The sequence below is a fragment of the Tistrella arctica genome, from assembly GCF_039630945.1.
GTDB classification, from domain to species: domain Bacteria; phylum Pseudomonadota; class Alphaproteobacteria; order Tistrellales; family Tistrellaceae; genus Tistrella; species Tistrella bauzanensis.
In genome coordinates this window covers 168,026-186,524 of the sequence record NZ_JBBKTV010000008.1, presented here as the reverse complement: position 1 = coordinate 186,524, position 18,499 = coordinate 168,026, and the positions used below count along the sequence as shown (strand labels likewise).

Sequence of the window (18,499 nt, the reverse complement as noted above, 5' to 3'; positions counted from 1 at the left end):
GACGGATGACCATCACCCGAGAGACGGCATCGGCCGCCGACCTGGCCACCCTGGCGGCGGGCTTTCCCGATCCGACCGCCGATGCTCAGGCGACGTTCCGTCTGGTGCTGGACGCGATGGCGCGCCCCGGCCGGATCATGACGGTTGGCGCCGTGCCCGGACATGACCGGCCGCTGTCGCGCGCCGCCTGTACCGTGATGCTGGCGCTGGCCGATCACGACACGGCGGTGTGGCTGGATCGTGCCGCCGCGCCGGCATTGCCCTATCTGCGGTTCCACACCGGCGCCACGGTTGCCGGCACCCCCGACCGCGCGGCCTTCGCGGTGATCGGGGATGCGATGGCGATGCCGGCGCTGGACCGCTTCGCTCTTGGCAGCGATGCCTATCCCGACCGGTCGACGACGCTGGTGATCGAGGTCGATGGCCTTTCGGGTGGGGGCCTTTCGGGAGGGGGCCTTTCGGGAGGGGGCCTTTCGGGCGAGGGCCTTTCGGGCGGGCAGGACGGCCGTGATGTGGCATGGCGGCTCGATGGCCCCGGCATCGATGGCAGCCGGCTGCTGCGGGTGACGGGGCTGCCGGCGGGGTTCGTGGTCGCCCGCGCGGCGCTGGCGCCGCTGTATCCGCGCGGAGTCGACATCGTCCTGACCTGCGGCGAGCGGCTGGCGGCATTGCCGCGGACCACCCGCATCACCACGACCAGTCTCACGCAAGAGGGTTGAAGCCATGTATGTCGCGGTCAAGGGCGGCGAGGCGGCGATCGCCAACGCCCATGCCCTGCTGGCGGAAGATCGCCGGGGGGGCACCGATGTGGCGGAGCTTGGGGTCGATCAGGTCACCGGCCAGTTGGGGCGCGCGGTCGACCGGGTGATGACCGAGGGTTCGGTCTATGATCCGGAACTCGCCGGCCTTGCCATCAAGCAGGCCCAGGGCGATCTGGTCGAGGCCATCTTCCTGCTGCGCGCCTATCGCACCACCCTGCCACGCTTCGGCGCCACCCGGCCGGTCGACACCGCGCGGATGGCGATCCGGCGGCGGATTTCGGCCACCTTCAAGGATCTGCCGGGCGGGCAGGTGCTGGGGGCGACCTTCGATTACACCCATCGCCTGCTCGACTTCTCGTTGCTGGCCGGCGGCGGCATACCGGAGCCGGTGGTGCCGGCGGCGGCGGCGCTCGACGACGCCATGCCGCGCGTGACCGAAATTCTGAACCATGAAGGGCTGATCGAGCAGGATCTGCCCGAAGATCCGGCGATCGCCGAGGCCGGTCTGCCACCGGTGCCGGACCTGACGCGCGAGCCGCTGGACTTTCCCGCCGACCGGGCGCTGCGCCTGCAGAACCTGGCGCGGGGCGATGAAGGTTTTCTGCTGGCGCTTGGCTATTCCACGCAGCGCGGCTATGCCAACAGTCATCCCTTTGCCGGCGAGATCCGCATCGGTGCGGTTGCGGTCGAGATGGTGCCCGAGGAGCTGGGCTTCCCGGTCGAGATCGGCGACATCACCCTGACCGAATGTCAGATGATCAACCAGTTCCACGGCAATGGTGAGGTGCTGGCGCAATTCACCCGCGGCTATGGCATCGGCTTCGGTCAGGTGGAACGCAAGACCATGGCCATGGCGCTGGTCGACCGCGCCATGCGCGCCGAGGAACTGGGCGAGGCGGTACGGGGGCCGGCGCAGGATCCGGAATTCGTGCTGTACCACAGCGACAATGTCGAAGCCTCTGGTTTCGTTCAGCATCTGAAGCTGCCGCATTATGTCGACTTCCAGTCGGAACTCGACATGGTCCGCCGGTTGCGCCGGGCCCATGCCGAACGCCGGACGGCTTGCGAAGACGACAGCAGCAACAGGGACGCCGCAGAATGACCGCGATCCTGCACGACCGGCCGGCCACCGATGCCGCCGCCGATACCGGCTATAACTTCGCGTATCTGGACGAACAGACCAAGCGGATGATCCGCCGCGCCCTTCTGAAGGCGGTGGCGATACCCGGCTATCAGGTGCCGTTCGCCAGCCGCGAGATGCCGCTGCCTTATGGCTGGGGCACCGGCGGCATCCAGGTGACCGCCGCCATCCTCGGCCAAGACGACGTGCTGAAGGTGATCGATCAGGGGGCCGACGATACCACCAATGCGGTGTCGATCCGGCGCTTCTTCGCCCGCACCGCAGGCGTCGCCACCACCGAGCACACCGCCGACGCGACCATCATCCAGACCCGCCATCGTGTGCCCGAGACCCCGCTGACCGATGGCCAGATCCTGGTCTATCAGGTGCCGATCCCCGAGCCGCTGCGCTGGCTGGAGCCGCGCGAGACCGAGACCCGGCGGATGCATGCGCTGGCCGAATACGGCGCCATGCATGTGAAGCTGTACGAGGATATCGCCCGCCACGGCCGCATCGCCACCACCTATGACTATCCGGTGATGGTGGCGGGCCGGCATCTGGCGCGGCCGTCGCCGATCCCCAAATTCGACAATCCCAAGCTCGACGACGCGCCGTTCCTGCAATTGTTCGGCGCCGGGCGCGAGAAGCGGATCTATGCCATCCCGCCGCACACCACGGTGCGCAGCCTCGATTTCGACGATCATCCATTCGCGGTCGAGGGCTGGGACCGGCCATGCGCCCTGTGCGGTGCCACCGACAGTTATCTGGACGAAGTCGTGATCGATGATGCCGGCGGGCGGATGTATGTCTGCTCCGACACCGATTACTGTGGCGGCCGGCGCGCCGCGGGTCATGAAGGCCCGGCGTTCGCACTGGCGCCGGCCATCGATCGGGAGACGGAAGAATGACCGTCATGCAGCGGCCAGCCGCTCAACCATCCGCCGCTGGATCGCCGGATCTGCCCTTGCTGGAGGTCAGCGGGCTGACCAAGACCTATGGCGGCGCCATCGGCTGCACCGAGGTCGATTTCCGGATGTGGCCGGGCGAGGTGCTGGGCATCGTCGGCGAAAGCGGCTCGGGCAAGACCACGCTTCTGGGCCTGCTGTCGGGCAGTCTGGTGGCCGATGGCGGTCAGGCGCTCTATAGCGACCGTGGCGGCCGGGTCCATGATCTGGTGACCATGGGCGAGGCGGAACGCCGGCGGCTGTCGCGTGAGGAATGGGGTGTGGTCCATCAGAACCCGCGCGACGGGCTCAGGCTCGATGTGTCGGCGGGCGCCAATGTCGGCGAGCCGCTGATGGCCACCGGCGCCCGCCATTACGGCCGGATCCGCGATCGTGCCCTCGACTGGCTGACCCGGGTGGAGATCGATGCCGGGCGCATCGACGATCTGCCCAAGACCTTCTCGGGCGGTATGCAGCAGCGTTTGCAGATCGCCCGCAATCTGGTGATCGGGCCGCGGCTGGTGTTCATGGACGAGCCGACCGGCGGCCTCGACGTCTCGGTGCAGGCACGGCTGCTGGATCTGATCCGCGAACTGAACGCCGGGCTCGGATTGTCGGTGATGATCGTCACCCATGACCTTGCCGTGGCACGGCTTCTGGCCGACCGGCTGATGGTGATGCGTCGCGGCCGGGTGGTGGAGCAGGGGTTGACCGACCAGATTCTCGATGATCCGCAGCATCCCTATACCCAGTTGCTGGTGTCGTCGGTGCTTCAGGTCTGAGGGGATGCGAAACATGACTGCGAACGACTGGAGCCTGAAGGCCGAAGGCATCGCCAAGACCTTCGTGCTGCACACCCAGGGCGGCACCCGTCTGCCGGTGCTGGCCGATATCGATCTTGAGGTGGCGCCGGGCGACTGCGTGGTGCTGGATGGTCCGTCCGGCACCGGCAAGAGCACGCTGCTGAAGACGCTGTATGCAAACTATCTGGTCGATCGCGGCCGGGTTCTGGTGCGCCATGACGGCCGGGTGGTCGATATGTGCCGGGCGGAACCACGCGAGATCCTCGACGTCCGGCGTCATACCATGGGCTATGTCAGCCAGTTCCTGCGGGTGATCCCGCGGGTGCCGACGCTGAAGATCGTGGCCGAACCCCTGCGCCGGCGCGGGGTGGACGCGGTCGCCGCCGATGCCCGCGCCGCCGACCTGCTGGCGCGGCTGAACCTGCCCGAGCGGTTGTGGCATCTGCCGCCGGCGACGTTTTCCGGTGGTGAGCAGCAGCGGGTCAACATCGCCCGTGGTCTGGCGGCCGCCCATCCGGTGTTGCTGCTCGACGAGCCTACCGCCTCGCTCGATGCCGCCAATGTCGATGCCGCCTGCGGATTGATCGAGACCGCCCGTGACAATGGCGCCGCGATCGTGGCCATCTTTCACGACCGGGCGGTGCGCGACCGGCTCGCTACCCGACAGATTTCCCTGACGCCCGCGGGAGTTGCGGCATGACCTTCGAAACCGTTCTCACCAATGCCCGCGTGGTCACTCCCGATGCCGTGCTGCCCGCCGGCACCGTGGTCATCGCCGATGGCCGGATCGTCGAGCTGTCGGACGGCATCTCTGCGGTGCCGGGGGCGCAGGATCTGGCGGGCGATCTGCTGATTCCCGGCCTGATCGAGCTGCACACCGACAATCTGGAACGGCATTTCGCGCCGCGCCCGGGGGTGCGCTGGCCGGCGCTGCCGGCGGTGCGTGCCCATGACGTGGAACTGGCCGCGGCCGGCATCACCACGGTGTTCGATGCGGTCACCATCGGCGATCTGAAACAGGGCAATCGCGGCCGCGATCTGGCCGACATGATCGATGCGGTGGCCGATGCGAAAGCCCGCGGCCTGCTTCGGGTCGATCACCGGCTGCATCTGCGTTGCGAGATCGCGCATGAGCGGATGCAGGCCCTGGTCGAACCGCTGATCGATCATCCGCTGACCGCGATGCTGTCGATCATGGACCACACCCCGGGCCAGCGGCAGTTCGTGAACGAGGACAAGTATCGCGAATATTATATGGGCAAGCATGGTGTGCGCGCCGACGAGATCGACGCGCTGATCGCCGGGCAGAAGCGCATGCAGATGGAATACGGCCCCGCCAACCGCGCCTTCGTGGTGGCCGAGGCCCGGGCGCGTGGCTATGCGCTGGCGTCTCATGACGATGCGACCCCGGCCCATGTCGCCGAGGCAGAGGCCGATGGCTGTTCTGTCGCCGAATTCCCGACCACCATCGATGCCGCGCGGGCATCGCGCGATGCGGGTATGGCGGTGCTGATGGGCGCGCCCAATTTCGTGCGCGGCGGGTCGCATTCGGGCAATGTCTCGGCGCGGGAACTGGCCGATGCGGGGCTGCTCGACGTGCTGTCATCGGATTACGTGCCGGCCAGCATGCTGCATGCGGCACTGATGCTGGGCGCGGTGGCGGGCATCGGTCTTGCCGCCGCCATCCGCACCGTCACCGACCGCCCGGCGCGGGCGGTGGGGCTGGACGATCGCGGCCGGATCGCCGCAGGAGCCCGTGCCGATCTGGTGCGGCTGTCGGTGGTGGACGAGCATGTGCCGGTGGTGCGCGCGGTGTGGCGCGCGGCCGAACGGGTGTTGTAGTCCCATGACCGTCAGCGCGTCACCGGCCGTTGATGGCCTGCTCTGCCTGATCGTCGGCCCCTCCGGGGCCGGCAAGGACACGCTGATCGATCGGGCGCGGGCGGCTCTGGCCCCGGCCGGCGGTCATGTCTTCGTGCGCCGGGTGATCACCCGGCCGGCCGGCAGCGGTGGCGAGGACCATCTGGCCGAGACGCCGGACGGCTTCGCACGGCGTGCGGCGGCCGGCGACTTCCTGCTGCACTGGCAGGCGCATGGCCTGTGTTACGGTATTCCGGCGGCCATCGACCGCGACCGCGCGGCGGGGCGGATCGTGGTCGCCAATGTCTCCCGCGCGGTCATCGACCAGGCACGCCGGGAGGCGGCGCCGGTGCGCATCGTGGTGGTCGATGCGCCCGATGCGGTGCTGGCGGCGCGGCTGGCCGCCCGTGGCCGCGAGGATGCGGCCGACATCCGGGCCCGCCTGATGCGGGCACGGGCCACGATGCCGGTCGGTCCGGATGTGGTGGTGGTCGACAATGGCGGCGATCTGGATCAGGCGACGGCGGCGTTCATCCGCGCGATCGGTGGCTGAACGCTCGTGGTTTTAGACAATGCTCGTGGACTCAGGCCCGGCCGCCCAGCGGATCGGGGCCGAACCGGTTGGGGCCATGGGTGCCGCGCAGAAAGCCCAGTTCCACCAGCAGCCAGATCGCGCCGATCAGCGGGATCAGGATGATCAGTTGAAACCAGCCGCTGCGGCCCCGGTCGTGGCAGCGCCGGGCGCCGATCGCGAAGGTCGGCCACAGGCAGGCAAGCGAGAACAGCGACCCCAGCAACCCGACATTGCCGTCACCGCTATAAGTGCCGAGCACCATGTCGACCGGGATCAGCAGCAGGCTGATGACGGTGACCGGCAGCACGTAATACAGCCAATAAGGCTTGCGGTTGGTGCGGCCGCTGAACGACAGGAAAAACCGCCGCCACGAGAAATCGCCGCTGACGTCGGCCGGGTCATAGACCGGGAAGATCGCCACGGCCAGATGGCCATCCGGGCTGAAATCGACCTGGAAGCCGGCGGCGGGATGGCCGTCGCTGCGCCATTCGGTGCCCGCGAATTCATAGCGGTTGCCGTCTTCGCCCTCCAGGGCGCCGGTGCCGGTGCGGCTGTCGAAGCCGATGATCCTGCCACGCATTGTCTGATGCAGCTTTCGTCCGGGCGGTGGGGTGGGTCGCCGGGCGGGCGGGCCCGCATGCGACCGCGTCGATCGATGTCACGTCAGCATGTCACCCGCCGATGCCGTCTTCAACCCTGCCGGCGTTCAACTGCGGATTTGGTCGTCAGCTCCGGCTGGATGGCCGAGCGGGATCTGCCGGTGGAGCATGAAGGCGGCACCCGGTGCAGGCTCCACCGCGATCGCGATCCGGTCGATGACCACAGGCGTCCCCGCTGCACCCGCCCGGCGCGCCAGGCCGGGCAGCGCCTCTTCGACGGCCTCGGCCCCGGCCATATCGGTGAGCGGGCCGGTCAGGGTCATGTGGAAGCGGAAGGCGTCCATCACGTAAGGATAGCCCCATCGGTCGAGCAGGGCGGTGTGGCGGGCATCGAGCCGGCCACGGGCGATCCGGCGGGCACGGTCGTCGGCCGATAATGGCCGGCGCAGATCGTCGGTGCCGGCGACGATGGCGGCGGCGAGGTCGATCAGTGCCGATGACGGCGAGGCCGGCACCAACGCCAGGAAGCTGCCGATCCGCCGCACGGACAGGCCGTCATCCAGCGTCACCGGCGCCAGCGTCGCCGCCAACCGCTCGATGGCGGCGACCAATGCTTGAGCGTCGAGCCCGTCCGCGGCCATGAACGGCGCTCTGAGTGTGGCGTGAAAGCCATAGCGCCGTGGTTCGGCGGTCAGCCGGTGAAGTGCTGCATCGTCCAGGCCCGGCACAGGCGGCCGCGCCGCCACCGGCCCGCCTTCCGCCTCACGCCCCAACCAGCTTGCGCCGAACCGGCCCAGCGGTGTTGTGACGGCGGGCATGAAATAAATCGCGGCGCGGTGAAACAGTGTCATCAGGCATCACCTTGATACGGCGGGTGGGGCGGAAGACGGGTCTTTGCGGGCCGCACCCCCGACATCCCGGCGGCAACGTCCGGAATACCGGATGTATCTCAAGGATTTGTCTAGGAAGGCGGCCGCCATGCTCCCCCTCATGCCATGGCCACCCCCCTTCATCAATGCTTTATGGTGCCGTCACCAAAGCGTCATCGACCACGGGTAATCAGTGGGCAACGGGGCCGGATCGCCGGCCGCCGGGGGCGGAGAACGGGCGGCGCCAGGACGATGAGCGCTGCTGTCTCAGGGGCAGATGCCCGTGTCACCCGGTGACGGCGCGATCGACCGGCCCTGATCCAGACTTTCGGAGGGCAGATCGGCAATGACCGATGCGGCAAGCGGACCCGCCATCGAGGTGGCGCGCCTGACCAAGACCTTTCGTGGCCACCGCGCGCTCGATGCGGTGAGCTTCGAAATCGGCCGGGGTGAGATGGTGGCCCTGATCGGGGCGTCCGGATCGGGAAAGTCGACGCTGATGCGGCATCTGTCGGGGCTGATCGCCTGCGACCGCAACGATGGCGGCGCCATCCGCGTGCTGGGCGGCAGCGTTCAGCAGAATGGCCGCATCGCCCGCGACATCCGCAGCCGTCGCGCCCGGATCGGCGTGGTGTTCCAGCAGTTCAATCTGGTCGGCCGGCTCAGCGTCATCACCAATGTCCTCACCGGCACGCTCGGCACCTTGCCGCTGTGGCGGGTGATCACCGGCCGCTTCCGGCGGGTCGATCAACTGCGGGCGCTGGCAGCGCTCGACCGGGTCGGCATCGCCGAATGGGCGCATCGCCGCGCCTCCACCCTGTCCGGCGGTCAGCAGCAGCGCGCGGCGATCGCCCGCGCGCTGGTCCAGCAGGCCGAGGTGATCATGGCCGACGAGCCGATCGCCTCGCTCGATCCGGAAAGCGCCAAACGGGTGATGGACACGCTGGCGCGGATCAATGCCGAGGATGGCACCACCGTGGTGGTGTCGCTGCATCAGGTCGATTACGCCCTGAAATACTGCCCGCGGGTGATCGCGCTGGCCAAGGGCCGGCTGATCTATGACGGCCCGAGTGCCGCCCTGACCACCGACCTGCTGGCCAGCCTCTATGGCACCGAGATCGAGGATATCGGCCTGCCGGACCGCCCGGCTGCGCCGCAGCCCCTGGGCGCCGAACCGGCCGCGCTTCGCGCACTCGCCGCATCCTGAATTTTCGAACCATCGGTCGGGAGCACATCCTCTGCGACCGCTCGCACGCGCTTGCGTCACACCCTACGGAAGGCACGCACCCATGTTCCTGAAGCGCCTGAGCCTTGCCGCCGCCGCGGCGGCGGTCGCCATCGGCACCGCCCTGCCGGCCGTTGCCGCCGACGATCTCAAGATCTCGTCGATGGACCAGATCAATTTCGGCATCATCTCGACTGAGTCGTCGCAGAACCTGCGGACCATGTGGGATCCGTTCCTGGCCGATATGAGCACCAAGCTGGGCGTCGAGGTGAAGGCCTTCTTCGCCCCCGATTATGCCGGCATCATCCAGGGCATGCGTTTCGACAAGGTCGATGTCGCCTGGTTCGGCAACAAGTCGGCGATGGAAGCGGTCGATCGCGCCGGCGGCGAGATCTTTGCCCAGACGGTGGCTGCCGATGGCTCCCCCGGCTACTGGTCGCTGCTGATCACCCAGGCCGACCGCACCGACCTGAACAATCTCGATGATTTCCTGGCCAAGGCCAAGGATCTGACCTTCGCGAACGGCGATCCCAACTCGACCTCGGGCTTCCTGGTGCCGAGCTATTACGTCTTCGCCCAGAACAATGTCGACGCCCGCACCGCCTTCAAGCGCACGCTCAGCGCCAATCACGAGACCAACGCGCTCGCGGTCGCCAACGGCCAGGTCGATGTCGCGACCAACAACACCGAGAACCTCGCCCGCCTGGAGAAGACCTTCCCCGAGAAGGCCAAGCAGATCAAGGCGATCTGGAAGTCGCCGCTGATCCCCGCCGATCCGATCGTCTGGCGCACCAATCTGCCGGAAGATGCCAAGACCAAGATCAAGAGCTTCTTCATGACCTATGGCGTCGAAGGGCCTGAGGTCGAGAAGGAGAAGGCGGTTCTGGCCGGCCTGACCTGGGCGCCGTTCCGCGACAGCAGCAATGATCAGCTGGTCCCGATCCGCCAGCTGGAGCTGTTCCGCACCAAGGCGAAGCTCACCGCCGACGAGGGCATGGCCGCTGACGAGAAGGCGAAGAAGATCGCCGAGATCGACGCGCAGCTCGACGTGCTGAACAAGCGCGCCGCCGAGATCGAGAAGGCCGCCAAGGCCTCCTGATCCCGCCTGCGATCAGGCCGGCGGTGCCCTGGTGCCGCCGGCCTTCGTCTTGTCTGCCCCGTGATCCGCCCATTTTCCCGAAGGTCCGACCGACCATGACCGATCTGGCCCAGCCCCGCACGCCGAGCATCACGCCACCGCGTGACATCAAGGGCTCGCTGCTGCGTTATCTCACCTATGGTCTGCTTGCGGCCCTGCTGGTCTGGTCGTGGGACGGCGCCGAGATGCGGCCGCTCGACCTGTTCCGCGATGCCGGCAACATGGGCGAGTTCGGCGCGGATTTTTTTCCGCCCAACTTCACCGAATGGCGGTTCTATCTTGACGAGCTGCTGATCACCATGCAGATCGCGGTCTGGGGAACCGCCTTGTCGGTGGTGTTCGCCATTCCCTTCGGCATCCTGTCGTCATCCAACGTGGCGCCGATCTGGGTGGTGCAGCCGGTCCGCCGTCTGATGGACGCGCTGCGCGCCATCAACGAGATGGTGTTCGCGATGCTGTTCGTGGTGGCGGTGGGACTTGGCCCCTTTGCTGGGGCGATGGCCCTGTTCGTCCACACCACCGGCGTTCTGGCCAAGCTGTTTTCCGAAGCGGTCGAGGCGATCGACCCGCGCCCGGTTGAAGGCATCCGCGCCACCGGCGCCGGGCCGCTGGCCGAGGTGATCTATGGCGTCATCCCGCAGGTGCTGCCGCTGTGGATCTCGTTTTCGCTGTACCGGTTTGAATCGAATGTCCGTTCGGCCACCGTGGTCGGCATGGTCGGCGCCGGCGGCATCGGCGTGGTGCTGTGGGAAGCCATCCGCGGCTTCTATTTCGCCGAGACCTGTGCCGTGATGATCATGGTTATCTTGATGGTCAGCCTGATCGACGTCGTCTCGGGCTGGCTGCGCAAGGTGTTCATCTGATCAGGCTGGTTTGGGATTCGCGCAGTCAACGGCGGGACTGGCCCGCCGGATCCTCGCTACCGCCACGATAGCGGAAGGTGCCCTGAGCCGAGGCGATCAGGGCACCGTGTTCGTCCGAAACCTCGCCCGTCACCATGAAGATCTTGCGACCGCCGCCCATCACCCGCCCGCGGGCCGTCAACTGCCGGCCGCGGGTCTGGCCGATGAAGCCGATGGTCAGCGACAGGGTGACGCAATAGCGCGCCCGTTCCGGGTCGGTGCAGTAATTGCCGGCATAGCCACAGGCGCTGTCGAGCAGCGAGGCGATGACGCCGCCATGGGGCACGCCGGCGCGGTTCATGTGCTGGGGGCCGAGCATCAGCGTCACCTCGGCATAATCGGGCTGCCAGCGCACCAGGCGGGTGCCGATCAATCCGTTATAGGCGCCCGGTGGCTCGCCCTCGGCCAGAATGGCGGCCAGTTCCACCGCATCGGGCGATGCGGTGGGCGAGAGGATCGTCGGGCGTCCGGACATGGTCGGGCTCTGGCTCCGGTTGAGGTGTGGACGGTGTCGTCGGGGTCGGTGTCGTCGGGATCGGGCAGGGGGTCAGCGGCGCACCAGCGATGCCTCGATCTGCTGAGCGATGCGCACCAGCCGCGGCCCGATATCCTTCTCGATCCGCTCGCGATGCACGATGAAGCTGGGCCCGCCGCAATTGATCGCCATCAGCCCGCCGGAGGGGCGGCGGACGGGCACGCCCACGGCATTGACGCCGGTGGTCCATTCACCGATCGAGGTGCAGAAGCCCCGCGCCTCGATCTCGTCGACCGCCTGTTTGATGCCGTCCTGGATCCTGGGCCATTCGGCGCCGCTGCGGCGCTGGATGTGTTCCATCAGAAAGCCGCGCTCATTTTCCGGCAGACCGGCCAGGAAGGCCCGGCCGATGGCGCTGGTGGCGATCGGGATGCGCGATCCCACATCCAGCCGCAGCGTCACCGCGGTGTCGGCGCGGCAGCACTCCACATAGAGCACGTTCAGCCGGTCACGGTCGCCCAGTGCCGCCGACACGCCGGAATAATCGGCGATCTCCTGCAGCATCGGCCGGGCGATCTCGCGCACCGTCAATCCGGCCAGCATGCTGTAGCCCAGGGTCAGCACCGCCGAGCCCAGCCGGTATTTGCCGATCCGCTCGTTATAGGACAGATAGCCCAGCCGGGTCAGGGTATAGGTCAGGCGCGACACCGTGGGCTTGGGCAGGCCGGTGATCTCGGCCAATTCCTGGTTGCCCATCGGCTGATTGCCGACCCGGAAGGCGCGCAGCACCTCCAGCCCGCGCGCCAGCGCCGTGACGAAATTCCGATCGCGTGAGGCTTCTTCCGGGTCGAGCTCCGCGATCGGCTCGATCTCGGCACGTTTCCGCATGCCAGTCTCCCACTTTTCCCCCCCGGGGCGTCTCCGGTCGGTCGCCGGATTTATAACCCCCCGCCTGCCGCACTGCACGCGCCGACGTATTCGCACAGGGCCATCGCCGTGGCCGTCAAATTCCGCGAATGCGCGCGCAGACGGATTGCGGTTGCAGGCCAATCTGACACTGCCTAACCTCGCCGTCAATGTGATGGAATTAGGGTCCGCAGTGCGGAAATGATGCTGCGGCCACGACCGGAGTGACCTGCCATGCCCCCCGCACTGCCATCTTCCCCGTCAACGGCATCCGTTCAGACCGGCCGCCCGATCGGCATGGCCGGCGTTATCGGCACCGGATCGATGGGCCGTGGCATCGCCCAGGTTCTGGCCGAAGCCGGGGTCGTGGTGCGTCTGGCCGATGCCGATCCGGGGGCGGCCGAAGCCGCGCGCGGCTTCATCGCCGACATGCTGGCACGCAAGATCGCCAAGGGCCAGTGCGACGAGGCTCACCGCGTGGCGACGCTCGACCGGCTGGTCATCGTGCCCGCCGAGCCCGAGGCCTTCGCGGGCGTCGATCTGGTGGTCGAGGCGATCGTCGAGGCGCTGGACGTCAAGCGCCGCCTGTTCAGCGGGCTGGAGCCGGCGGTCGGCCCGGATTGTATCCTTGCCTCCAACACGTCGTCGCTCTCGGTGACGGCGATCGCCGCCGGCTGTGCCGTGCCCGAACGGGTGGCCGGCTTCCATTTCTTCAACCCCGTGCCGGTGATGAAGATCGTCGAGGTGGTGGCGGGTGCCCGCACCGCCCCCTGGGTGACGGCGGCGCTGACCGCCCTTGCCGGCCGCACCGGCCATCGGGCGGCCAATGTCGCCGACAGCCCCGGCTTTCTGGTCAATCATGCCGGCCGCGGCTTCGGGGTCGAGGCGCTGCGCATCCTTCAGGACGGCGTCGCCCGACCGGTGGATATCGACCGGATCATGCGCGATGCCGCTGGCTTCAGGATGGGGCCGTTCGAGCTGTTCGATCTGGTGGGGCTCGACGTCTCGCAGCCGGTGATGGAATCGATCTACAACCAGTTCTTCCAGGAGCCGCGCTTCCGGCCGTCGCCGATCGGCCGCAACCGGATGGAATCGGGCCTGCTGGGCCGCAAGACCGGCGCCGGGTTTTATGTCTACGAGAACGGGCGCGCGCGAATCGAGCCCGATCCGGAGCCGGACCCGCGCGCCGGTGCCGCTGTCGACGCGCCGATCTGGGTCGGCCCTGCCGCCGATCCGCGCTGGCGCGGCGAGGTGCAGACACTGGTGGCGCAGACAGGCCTTGAGGTCGATGCCGGAGCGCGACCGCAACCATCGAGCATCGTGCTGCTGCTGCCGTTGGGCCAGGACTGCACCGGCGCCGCGCTGGCGCAGGATGTCGACCCGCGCCGGGCGATCGCGATCGACCCGATGTTCGGTGTCGGCCGGCGGTTGACCCTGATGACCTCTCCCGCCACCGATCCGGCGCTGGCCGAGGGCATGGCGGTGCGGCTGGGCGCCGGCGATGTCGCGGTCACCCGCATTCGCGACAGCGTGGGCTTCGTCGCCCAGCGCATCACCGCCCAGATCATCAATGTCGGCTGCGAGATTGCCCAGATGCGCATCGCAGCACCCGGCGATATCGATCCGGCGGTGGAAATGGGGCTGGGCTACCCCACCGGACCGCTGGCACTGGGCGACAGGTTGGGGCCGTTGCATGTGCTGGCGGTGCTGGAGGGTCTGTTCGGCGCCACCGGCGATCCGCGCTATCGGCCCAGCCCGTGGTTGTCGCGTCGCGCGCGGCTGGGCCTGTCGCTCACCCACGACGAAGCCTGACATTGTACAATCTGTCCCGCCGATCCCTCGTTCATTCCGCCAGCAGGAGCCATGCCCCCGATGTCCGATCAGGCCTTTATCTTCGACGGTGTGCGCAGCCCCTTCGGTCGCCAGGGCGGCGCGCTCGCCAATATCCGCCCCGATGATCTGCTGGGGCAGGTGATCCGGGCGCTGATCGCGCGCACCGGCATCGATCCGACCGCGATCGAGGATGTCGTCGCCGGCTGCGCCTGTCAGGCGGGCGAGGATGCGCGCAATGTCGCCCGCCATGGCGCGCTGCTGGCGGGGCTGCCGATCGAGGTGGCCGGCCAGACCGTCAACCGGCTGTGCGGCAGCGGCATGGCGGCGGTGATCGATGCCGCGCGCGCGATCCGGCTGGGCGATGGCGACCTGATGATCGCGGGCGGGGTGGAATCGATGACCCGAGCGCCCTTCGTGGTCGCCAAAGCGGAGCAGGCCTTCGGTCGTGATTTCAAGGTCTATGACAGCGCCATCGGCGCCCGGTTCCCCAACCCGAAGGTGATTGCCGCCTATGGTGGCGACACCATGCCCGAGACCGCCGACAATATCGCGCGTGATCTGGGCATCGGCCGCGAGGACAGCGACATCTTCGCGGCGCGCTCGCAGGCCGGGTATGAGACGGCGCGCGCGGCCGGCTTCTATGACGACGAGATCACCGTGATTTCGGTGGATCAGGGCCGCAAGGCGCCGCCGCGCGAAGTGGCGGCCGACGAACACCCCCGGCCGGCCAGCGATCTGGCAGCGCTCGGCAAGCTGCGGCCGTTGGCGGCGGATGGTGTGGTGACGGCCGGCAATGCGTCGGGCATCAATGATGGCGCGGGCGCGCTGCTGCTGGGGACCGAAGCCGCCGGCGGGCGTTTCGGGCTGACGCCGCGGGCGCGGATCATCTCGGCGGCGGTGGCCGGGGTGGCGCCGCGGGTGATGGGGCTGGGGCCGGTGCCGGCGATGCAGAAGGCGCTGGCGCGCGCCGGGCTGTCGACGGCCGATCTGGACGTGATCGAGATCAACGAGGCCTTCGCCACCCAGGTTCTGGGCTGCCTGAAGCAGATGGACATCGCCTTCGACGACAGCCGTGTGAACCCGAATGGCGGCGCGATCGCGATCGGCCACCCCTTGGGTGCCTCGGGCGCGCGGCTGACCCTGACGGCGCTGCGCGAGTTGGAGCGGCGTGGCGGGCGTTATGCCGCCGTGTCGATGTGCATCGGCATCGGCCAGGGCATCGCGCTGATCATGGAGCGTTGCTGACCGCTTGGGATCGTCCGTGGCCGCAAAGCGCGGTCAGCCACAGAGCATCGTGACCCAGTCCATCGAGATCAGGGCCGCATATCGGCCCCAGCCATAGAGGGCGATAGCGAGCACCAGCCCCAGCGCACCGGCCACGGCATAGGGCAGCCAGGCCGGTGCCGGTCCATCATCGGCCGGGGCATCATCGGCCGGCACACCATCGGCACGCGGCAAGCCATCGACAGCCGGGGACATGTCCGTCCGGCGGGTGATGGCGGCGAGGTGTGACGGTTGAGCACTCATGCCGGTCCCTCCGATGTCGGGCTGTGACGCGGGACGTGGTGACACGTTTGATCATACCCGGTTTCGGCCGGCGGTTCATGTGGCCTTTGCTGCCGCGTGAACCACCGGCCGGTCCGAAATCGGCAGATGGATGATCGCGGCCACCGCCGACAGCCCGGCCATGGCCATCCAGACGGCATCGTAAGACCCCAGAAGATCATAGATATAGCCGCCACCCCAGGCGCCCAGAAAGGCGCCGACCTGATGGCTGAGAAACACGATGCCATAGAGGGTGGAGAGATAGCGCGGGCCGAAGATCCGCGCGACCAGTGTGCTGGTGAGCGGAATGGTGCCGAGCCAGGTGAAGCCGAAACAGGCGGCAAAGGCCAGAATGACCGCCGGCGATGGCGGCAGCAGCACCACTGCCAGCACGAAAACCGTCCGCAGCGCATAGACCACGACCAGAACGTTCCGGCTGCGAAACCGGCTGCCCAGGCTGCCGATGATATAGGCGCCGGCGATGTTGCAGGCGCCGATCAGCCCCAGCGCCCAGGCGGCGACCCAGCCGGCGACGCCGACATCGCCCACATAGGCCGGTAGATGGGTGCCGATGAAGGTGATCTGGAAGCCGCAGACACCGAAACCCAGGCTCAACAGCCAGAAACTGCCGCTGCCGCGGGCCTCGGTCATCGCCTGCGACAGCGACACGGCACCGGCTGGCTGAGCCGGAGGAGGGCTGCCGGCGGTGGCGGTCAGACGATCGCGGCGGCGGCTGCCGTCGAGCGCGAAGCCAAAGGCGATCATGGTGCTCGCCACCAGCGCCAGCAGCAGGATGGCATCGCGCCAGCCGAAGGCGTCGAGCATGGCATAGGCCCCGGGCACAACCGCGAACATGCCGAGCGATCCGCCGGCGGTGACCAGCGCGAAGCATTGCGGGCGGCGTGCTTCCGGCACCACCCGGCCGACGGCGCCCAGAACCACCACGAAACTGGTTCCGGCAAGGCCGATGCCGACGGCAATTCCCAATGTGACCAGCAGCCCGGTCGGATCGGCGGTCGAGGCGGCGAACACCAGACCCGCCACATAAGCGACGGTGCCGGCCACGACCACGCGCGAGGGGCCGAAGCGATCGGCGATCATGCCGATGAACGGCTGGATCAGCCCGAACAACAGGTTCTGCAGCGCGATCGCAAAGCCGAAAACCTCGCGCCCGATGCCCAGTTCCTGAACCACCGGGGTCAGGAACACGCCGAAGGCCTGGCGGACGCCCATCGAGATGGTCACCACCAGGGCCGCCGCGATCAGCACCGTGCGGGCGGTATTGTCCAGCTTTGGCCTCGATGGTGTCGGCATCGTCGCCGGTGTCGATACTGGGGCGGTCGCGTCACGATCACCGGCCATTGCGTCCTCGCGTGTATCATTGGCTTGAATATTGCGCGTAAGTTGAAGTTTCCGGAGGGAAAAATCCCCGCCACACCGCCCCTTGGGAGAGCGTCGTGGCGGGGATGAAGTCAACCATACCGGGAACACAAGAAGAGCATAATGCCGAAACAGATCATGTTTCCAATGCATAATGAACATAATGATCATTACCGGATCGGCATGGATCCGCGGCCCTCGCGGGCGCTGTGACCACGGTCTGCCCCGGATTTGCCCCGGGCGATCCACAATATGCCCCTGTTCGTGATGATGGCCCGGGCGCTTCAATGGTGTTGCTGATAAAGCAGCGTGGCACAATCACCAAGGACACGGACCAATGGGCGCGATCAGGCGTGGGCGACTGGATGAGATCGATACGGTGCGGGGCCTTGCCCTGGCCACGATCTTTATCGACCACGTGCCGGGCAATCCTCTGGATCAGTTGACCATTCGCAATTTCGGTCTGTCGGACGCAACCGAGATGTTCGTGTTCCTGGCCGGTCTTGCCGCGGCTTTGGCCTATTTCCGCAAATTCACCACCGGTCAGCCGTGGACGGCCGCGGCCCGGGCCGCCAAGCGCGGCTTCGACCTCTATGTGGTGCATCTGTTCTGCATCGTGGTGGTGACCGCGATGGTGGCGCTGACCGCCAGCGTCACGCTGAACCCCGACAAGCTGGACTGGATCAATCTGGGCGCGGTTTTCAAGGATCCGGCGCAAGCGCTGATCGGCCTGGTCGCGCTGACCCACCAGCCCGGCTATTTCAATATTCTGCCGATGTATATCTGCTTCATGCTGATGCTGCCGGTGATGATGCTGATCGCGCGTGCCAGTGTCGGCGCGATGCTGGCCGCGTCGGCAACCGTCTGGGCCATCGCCAACATCACCGGCCTGAACGCGCCGCAATGGCCGAATGACGGCGGCTGGTTCTTCAATCCGCTGGCCTGGCAGTTCGTGTTCGCCATCGGCTTCACGGTCGGTGCCGGTATCATGGGCCGCGCCCAGATCGTGCCCTATCGCGCCTGGATCTGGTGGCTGGCGGTGGCCTGGCTGGTGGTGTCGCTGGCGATGAAGCTGGCCGCCTTCTATCCTGAGCCCGGCATGCTGCCGATCCCGTTCTTCCTGTATGGCCAGGACAAGACCTTCGCGACCCTGCCGCGCATCCTGCACATGCTGGCCATGGTCTATGTGGTCGCCTATTCGCCGCTGGGCGCGCGGCTGCGCAGCTTCGGCGCCGGCAACCCCTTCGCGATCATGGGCCGTCAGGGCCTGCCGGTCTTCGCCACCGGCTCGGTGCTGGCCGTGGGCGCGCAGCTCATCCGCGATCCGCTCGGTGGAGGCTGGATGCTGGATATGGTATTGGTGCTCTCCGGTCTCGTCGCACTGGTTGTTCTTGCCGGGAGCCTGGAATGGTTGAAGCGCCGTGCCGCCGCCAAGCCTGCCGTCACGCCCGCTGGCGCGCCGAAGGCCGGTCTGCCGCGCCCGGTTGCGTCACCCCAGCCCGCGACCATGCGGTCGCAGCCGGCGGCGACCCGCGGCCTTGGCCCCATCGGCGCCTGATATCCTT

19 protein-coding genes are annotated in these 18,499 nt (G+C 67.7%); 13 read left to right on the top strand and 6 right to left on the bottom strand.

Translation table 11 applies throughout. The annotated features are described in order from the left end of the window. The first annotated feature begins 5 nt into the window (after positions 1–5). The 7 genes from phnH to phnN are packed head-to-tail and all read left to right on the top strand — an operon-like array spanning position 6 to position 6,041. Positions 6–719 carry a phosphonate C-P lyase system protein PhnH gene (gene phnH, locus WG924_RS19180; protein ID WP_345934707.1) on the top strand — a complete coding sequence of 238 codons (714 nt, stop codon included), beginning with the start codon at positions 6–8 and terminating at the stop codon, positions 717–719. A gap of 4 nt (positions 720–723) precedes the next feature. Next, the gene (locus WG924_RS19175; protein ID WP_345934706.1) at positions 724–1,863 is read left to right on the top strand and encodes a carbon-phosphorus lyase complex subunit; all 1,140 of its coding nucleotides are present in this window, start codon (positions 724–726) and stop codon (positions 1,861–1,863) included. Continuing rightward, the gene (locus tag WG924_RS19170) at positions 1,860–2,789 is read left to right on the top strand and encodes an alpha-D-ribose 1-methylphosphonate 5-phosphate C-P-lyase PhnJ (RefSeq protein WP_345934705.1); all 930 of its coding nucleotides are present in this window, start codon (positions 1,860–1,862) and stop codon (positions 2,787–2,789) included. Before WG924_RS19175 ends, WG924_RS19170 begins: the two co-directional genes overlap by 4 nt. Before the next feature lie 5 nt (positions 2,790–2,794). Continuing rightward, positions 2,795–3,607 carry a phosphonate C-P lyase system protein PhnK gene (phnK, locus tag WG924_RS19165; protein ID WP_345934879.1) on the top strand — a complete coding sequence of 271 codons (813 nt, stop codon included), beginning with the start codon at positions 2,795–2,797 and terminating at the stop codon, positions 3,605–3,607. 13 nt (positions 3,608–3,620) lie between these two features. Then, positions 3,621–4,328, top strand: a complete 708-nt coding sequence (gene phnL / locus WG924_RS19160; RefSeq protein WP_345934704.1) for a phosphonate C-P lyase system protein PhnL — start codon at positions 3,621–3,623, stop codon at positions 4,326–4,328. Then, positions 4,325–5,470, top strand: coding sequence for an alpha-D-ribose 1-methylphosphonate 5-triphosphate diphosphatase (locus tag WG924_RS19155; protein ID WP_345934703.1), 1,146 nt, complete (start codon positions 4,325–4,327; stop codon positions 5,468–5,470). The genes phnL and WG924_RS19155 overlap by 4 nt, the downstream gene beginning before the upstream one ends. A gap of 4 nt (positions 5,471–5,474) precedes the next feature. Beyond that, positions 5,475–6,041, top strand: coding sequence for a phosphonate metabolism protein/1,5-bisphosphokinase (PRPP-forming) PhnN (gene phnN, locus WG924_RS19150; protein WP_345934702.1), 567 nt, complete (start codon positions 5,475–5,477; stop codon positions 6,039–6,041). A 31-nt stretch (positions 6,042–6,072) separates the two neighbouring features. Here the strand turns inward: phnN and WG924_RS19145 are convergent, their stop codons facing one another. Both WG924_RS19145 and WG924_RS19140 read right to left on the bottom strand, forming a co-directional pair. Next, a complete protein-coding gene (locus WG924_RS19145) occupies positions 6,073–6,642 on the bottom strand; it encodes a DUF805 domain-containing protein (RefSeq protein ID WP_345934701.1) in 570 nt (189 codons plus the stop codon). Between the two features lie 126 nt (positions 6,643–6,768). Beyond that, entirely contained in the window at positions 6,769–7,512 is a 744-nt protein-coding gene (locus WG924_RS19140; RefSeq protein WP_345934700.1) for a DUF1045 domain-containing protein, read from the bottom strand. A gap of 364 nt (positions 7,513–7,876) precedes the next feature. Between WG924_RS19140 and phnC the strand changes: the two genes are divergently transcribed. From phnC to phnE, 3 genes are all read left to right on the top strand, one after another. After that, a complete protein-coding gene (gene phnC / locus WG924_RS19135) occupies positions 7,877–8,737 on the top strand; it encodes a phosphonate ABC transporter ATP-binding protein (protein WP_345934699.1) in 861 nt (286 codons plus the stop codon). Between the two features lie 82 nt (positions 8,738–8,819). Then, complete coding sequence (gene phnD, locus WG924_RS19130; protein WP_345934697.1) at positions 8,820–9,854, top strand: phosphonate ABC transporter substrate-binding protein; 1,035 nt, start codon at positions 8,820–8,822, stop codon at positions 9,852–9,854. 95 nt (positions 9,855–9,949) lie between these two features. Then, positions 9,950–10,756 carry a phosphonate ABC transporter, permease protein PhnE gene (gene phnE / locus WG924_RS19125; protein WP_345934696.1) on the top strand — a complete coding sequence of 269 codons (807 nt, stop codon included), beginning with the start codon at positions 9,950–9,952 and terminating at the stop codon, positions 10,754–10,756. 25 nt (positions 10,757–10,781) lie between these two features. Here the strand turns inward: phnE and WG924_RS19120 are convergent, their stop codons facing one another. Next, positions 10,782–11,270: a PaaI family thioesterase gene (locus tag WG924_RS19120; RefSeq protein ID WP_345934695.1), complete on the bottom strand. Its 489-nt coding sequence runs from the start codon at positions 11,268–11,270 to the stop codon at positions 10,782–10,784. Positions 11,271–11,342: 72 nt separating this feature from the next. After that, on the bottom strand, positions 11,343–12,158 hold the full coding sequence (locus WG924_RS19115; RefSeq protein WP_345934694.1) for an IclR family transcriptional regulator: 816 nt from the start codon (positions 12,156–12,158) through the stop codon (positions 11,343–11,345). Positions 12,159–12,410: 252 nt separating this feature from the next. Here WG924_RS19115 and WG924_RS19110 point away from each other — a divergent pair, with 252 nt between their 5' ends. Next, positions 12,411–13,988, top strand: a complete 1,578-nt coding sequence (locus WG924_RS19110) for a 3-hydroxyacyl-CoA dehydrogenase (RefSeq protein WP_435369389.1) — start codon at positions 12,411–12,413, stop codon at positions 13,986–13,988. 60 nt (positions 13,989–14,048) lie between these two features. Further along, positions 14,049–15,254 (top strand): 3-oxoadipyl-CoA thiolase, encoded by a 1,206-nt coding sequence (locus WG924_RS19105; protein ID WP_345934693.1) that lies wholly within the window; start codon positions 14,049–14,051, stop codon positions 15,252–15,254. A gap of 33 nt (positions 15,255–15,287) precedes the next feature. Here the strand turns inward: WG924_RS19105 and WG924_RS19100 are convergent, their stop codons facing one another. Next, entirely contained in the window at positions 15,288–15,536 is a 249-nt protein-coding gene (locus tag WG924_RS19100; protein ID WP_345934692.1) for a hypothetical protein, read from the bottom strand. 75 nt (positions 15,537–15,611) lie between these two features. Continuing rightward, positions 15,612–16,868, bottom strand: a complete 1,257-nt coding sequence (locus WG924_RS19095) for an MFS transporter (protein ID WP_345934691.1) — start codon at positions 16,866–16,868, stop codon at positions 15,612–15,614. A gap of 403 nt (positions 16,869–17,271) precedes the next feature. Between WG924_RS19095 and WG924_RS19090 the strand changes: the two genes are divergently transcribed. Further along, a complete protein-coding gene (locus WG924_RS19090) occupies positions 17,272–18,492 on the top strand; it encodes an OpgC family protein (RefSeq protein WP_345934690.1) in 1,221 nt (406 codons plus the stop codon). Positions 18,493–18,499: the final 7 nt, after the last annotated feature.

Bases quoted from the DNA above. Each gene is read 5' to 3' on its own strand.
- WG924_RS19100 (WP_345934692.1), bottom strand. From the start codon at position 15,536: ATGAGTGCTCAACCGTCACACCTCGCCGCCATCACCCGCCGGACGGAC.
- phnL (WP_345934704.1), top strand. From the start codon at position 3,621: ATGACTGCGAACGACTGGAGCCTGAAGGCCGAAGGCATCGCCAAGACC.
- phnE (WP_345934696.1), top strand. From the start codon at position 9,950: ATGACCGATCTGGCCCAGCCCCGCACGCCGAGCATCACGCCACCGCGT.
- WG924_RS19155 (WP_345934703.1), top strand. From the start codon at position 4,325: ATGACCTTCGAAACCGTTCTCACCAATGCCCGCGTGGTCACTCCCGAT.
- WG924_RS19175 (WP_345934706.1), top strand. From the start codon at position 724: ATGTATGTCGCGGTCAAGGGCGGCGAGGCGGCGATCGCCAACGCCCAT.
- phnC (WP_345934699.1), top strand. From the start codon at position 7,877: ATGACCGATGCGGCAAGCGGACCCGCCATCGAGGTGGCGCGCCTGACC.
- WG924_RS19140 (WP_345934700.1), bottom strand. From the start codon at position 7,512: ATGACACTGTTTCACCGCGCCGCGATTTATTTCATGCCCGCCGTCACA.
- phnH (WP_345934707.1), top strand. From the start codon at position 6: ATGACCATCACCCGAGAGACGGCATCGGCCGCCGACCTGGCCACCCTG.
- WG924_RS19170 (WP_345934705.1), top strand. From the start codon at position 1,860: ATGACCGCGATCCTGCACGACCGGCCGGCCACCGATGCCGCCGCCGAT.
- phnD (WP_345934697.1), top strand. From the start codon at position 8,820: ATGTTCCTGAAGCGCCTGAGCCTTGCCGCCGCCGCGGCGGCGGTCGCC.
- WG924_RS19090 (WP_345934690.1), top strand. From the start codon at position 17,272: ATGGGCGCGATCAGGCGTGGGCGACTGGATGAGATCGATACGGTGCGG.
- phnN (WP_345934702.1), top strand. From the start codon at position 5,475: ATGACCGTCAGCGCGTCACCGGCCGTTGATGGCCTGCTCTGCCTGATC.
- WG924_RS19095 (WP_345934691.1), bottom strand. From the start codon at position 16,868: ATGCCGACACCATCGAGGCCAAAGCTGGACAATACCGCCCGCACGGTG.
- WG924_RS19115 (WP_345934694.1), bottom strand. From the start codon at position 12,158: ATGCGGAAACGTGCCGAGATCGAGCCGATCGCGGAGCTCGACCCGGAA.
- WG924_RS19110 (WP_435369389.1), top strand. From the start codon at position 12,411: ATGCCCCCCGCACTGCCATCTTCCCCGTCAACGGCATCCGTTCAGACC.
- WG924_RS19120 (WP_345934695.1), bottom strand. From the start codon at position 11,270: ATGTCCGGACGCCCGACGATCCTCTCGCCCACCGCATCGCCCGATGCG.
- WG924_RS19145 (WP_345934701.1), bottom strand. From the start codon at position 6,642: ATGCGTGGCAGGATCATCGGCTTCGACAGCCGCACCGGCACCGGCGCC.
- WG924_RS19105 (WP_345934693.1), top strand. From the start codon at position 14,049: ATGTCCGATCAGGCCTTTATCTTCGACGGTGTGCGCAGCCCCTTCGGT.
- phnK (WP_345934879.1), top strand. From the start codon at position 2,795: ATGCAGCGGCCAGCCGCTCAACCATCCGCCGCTGGATCGCCGGATCTG.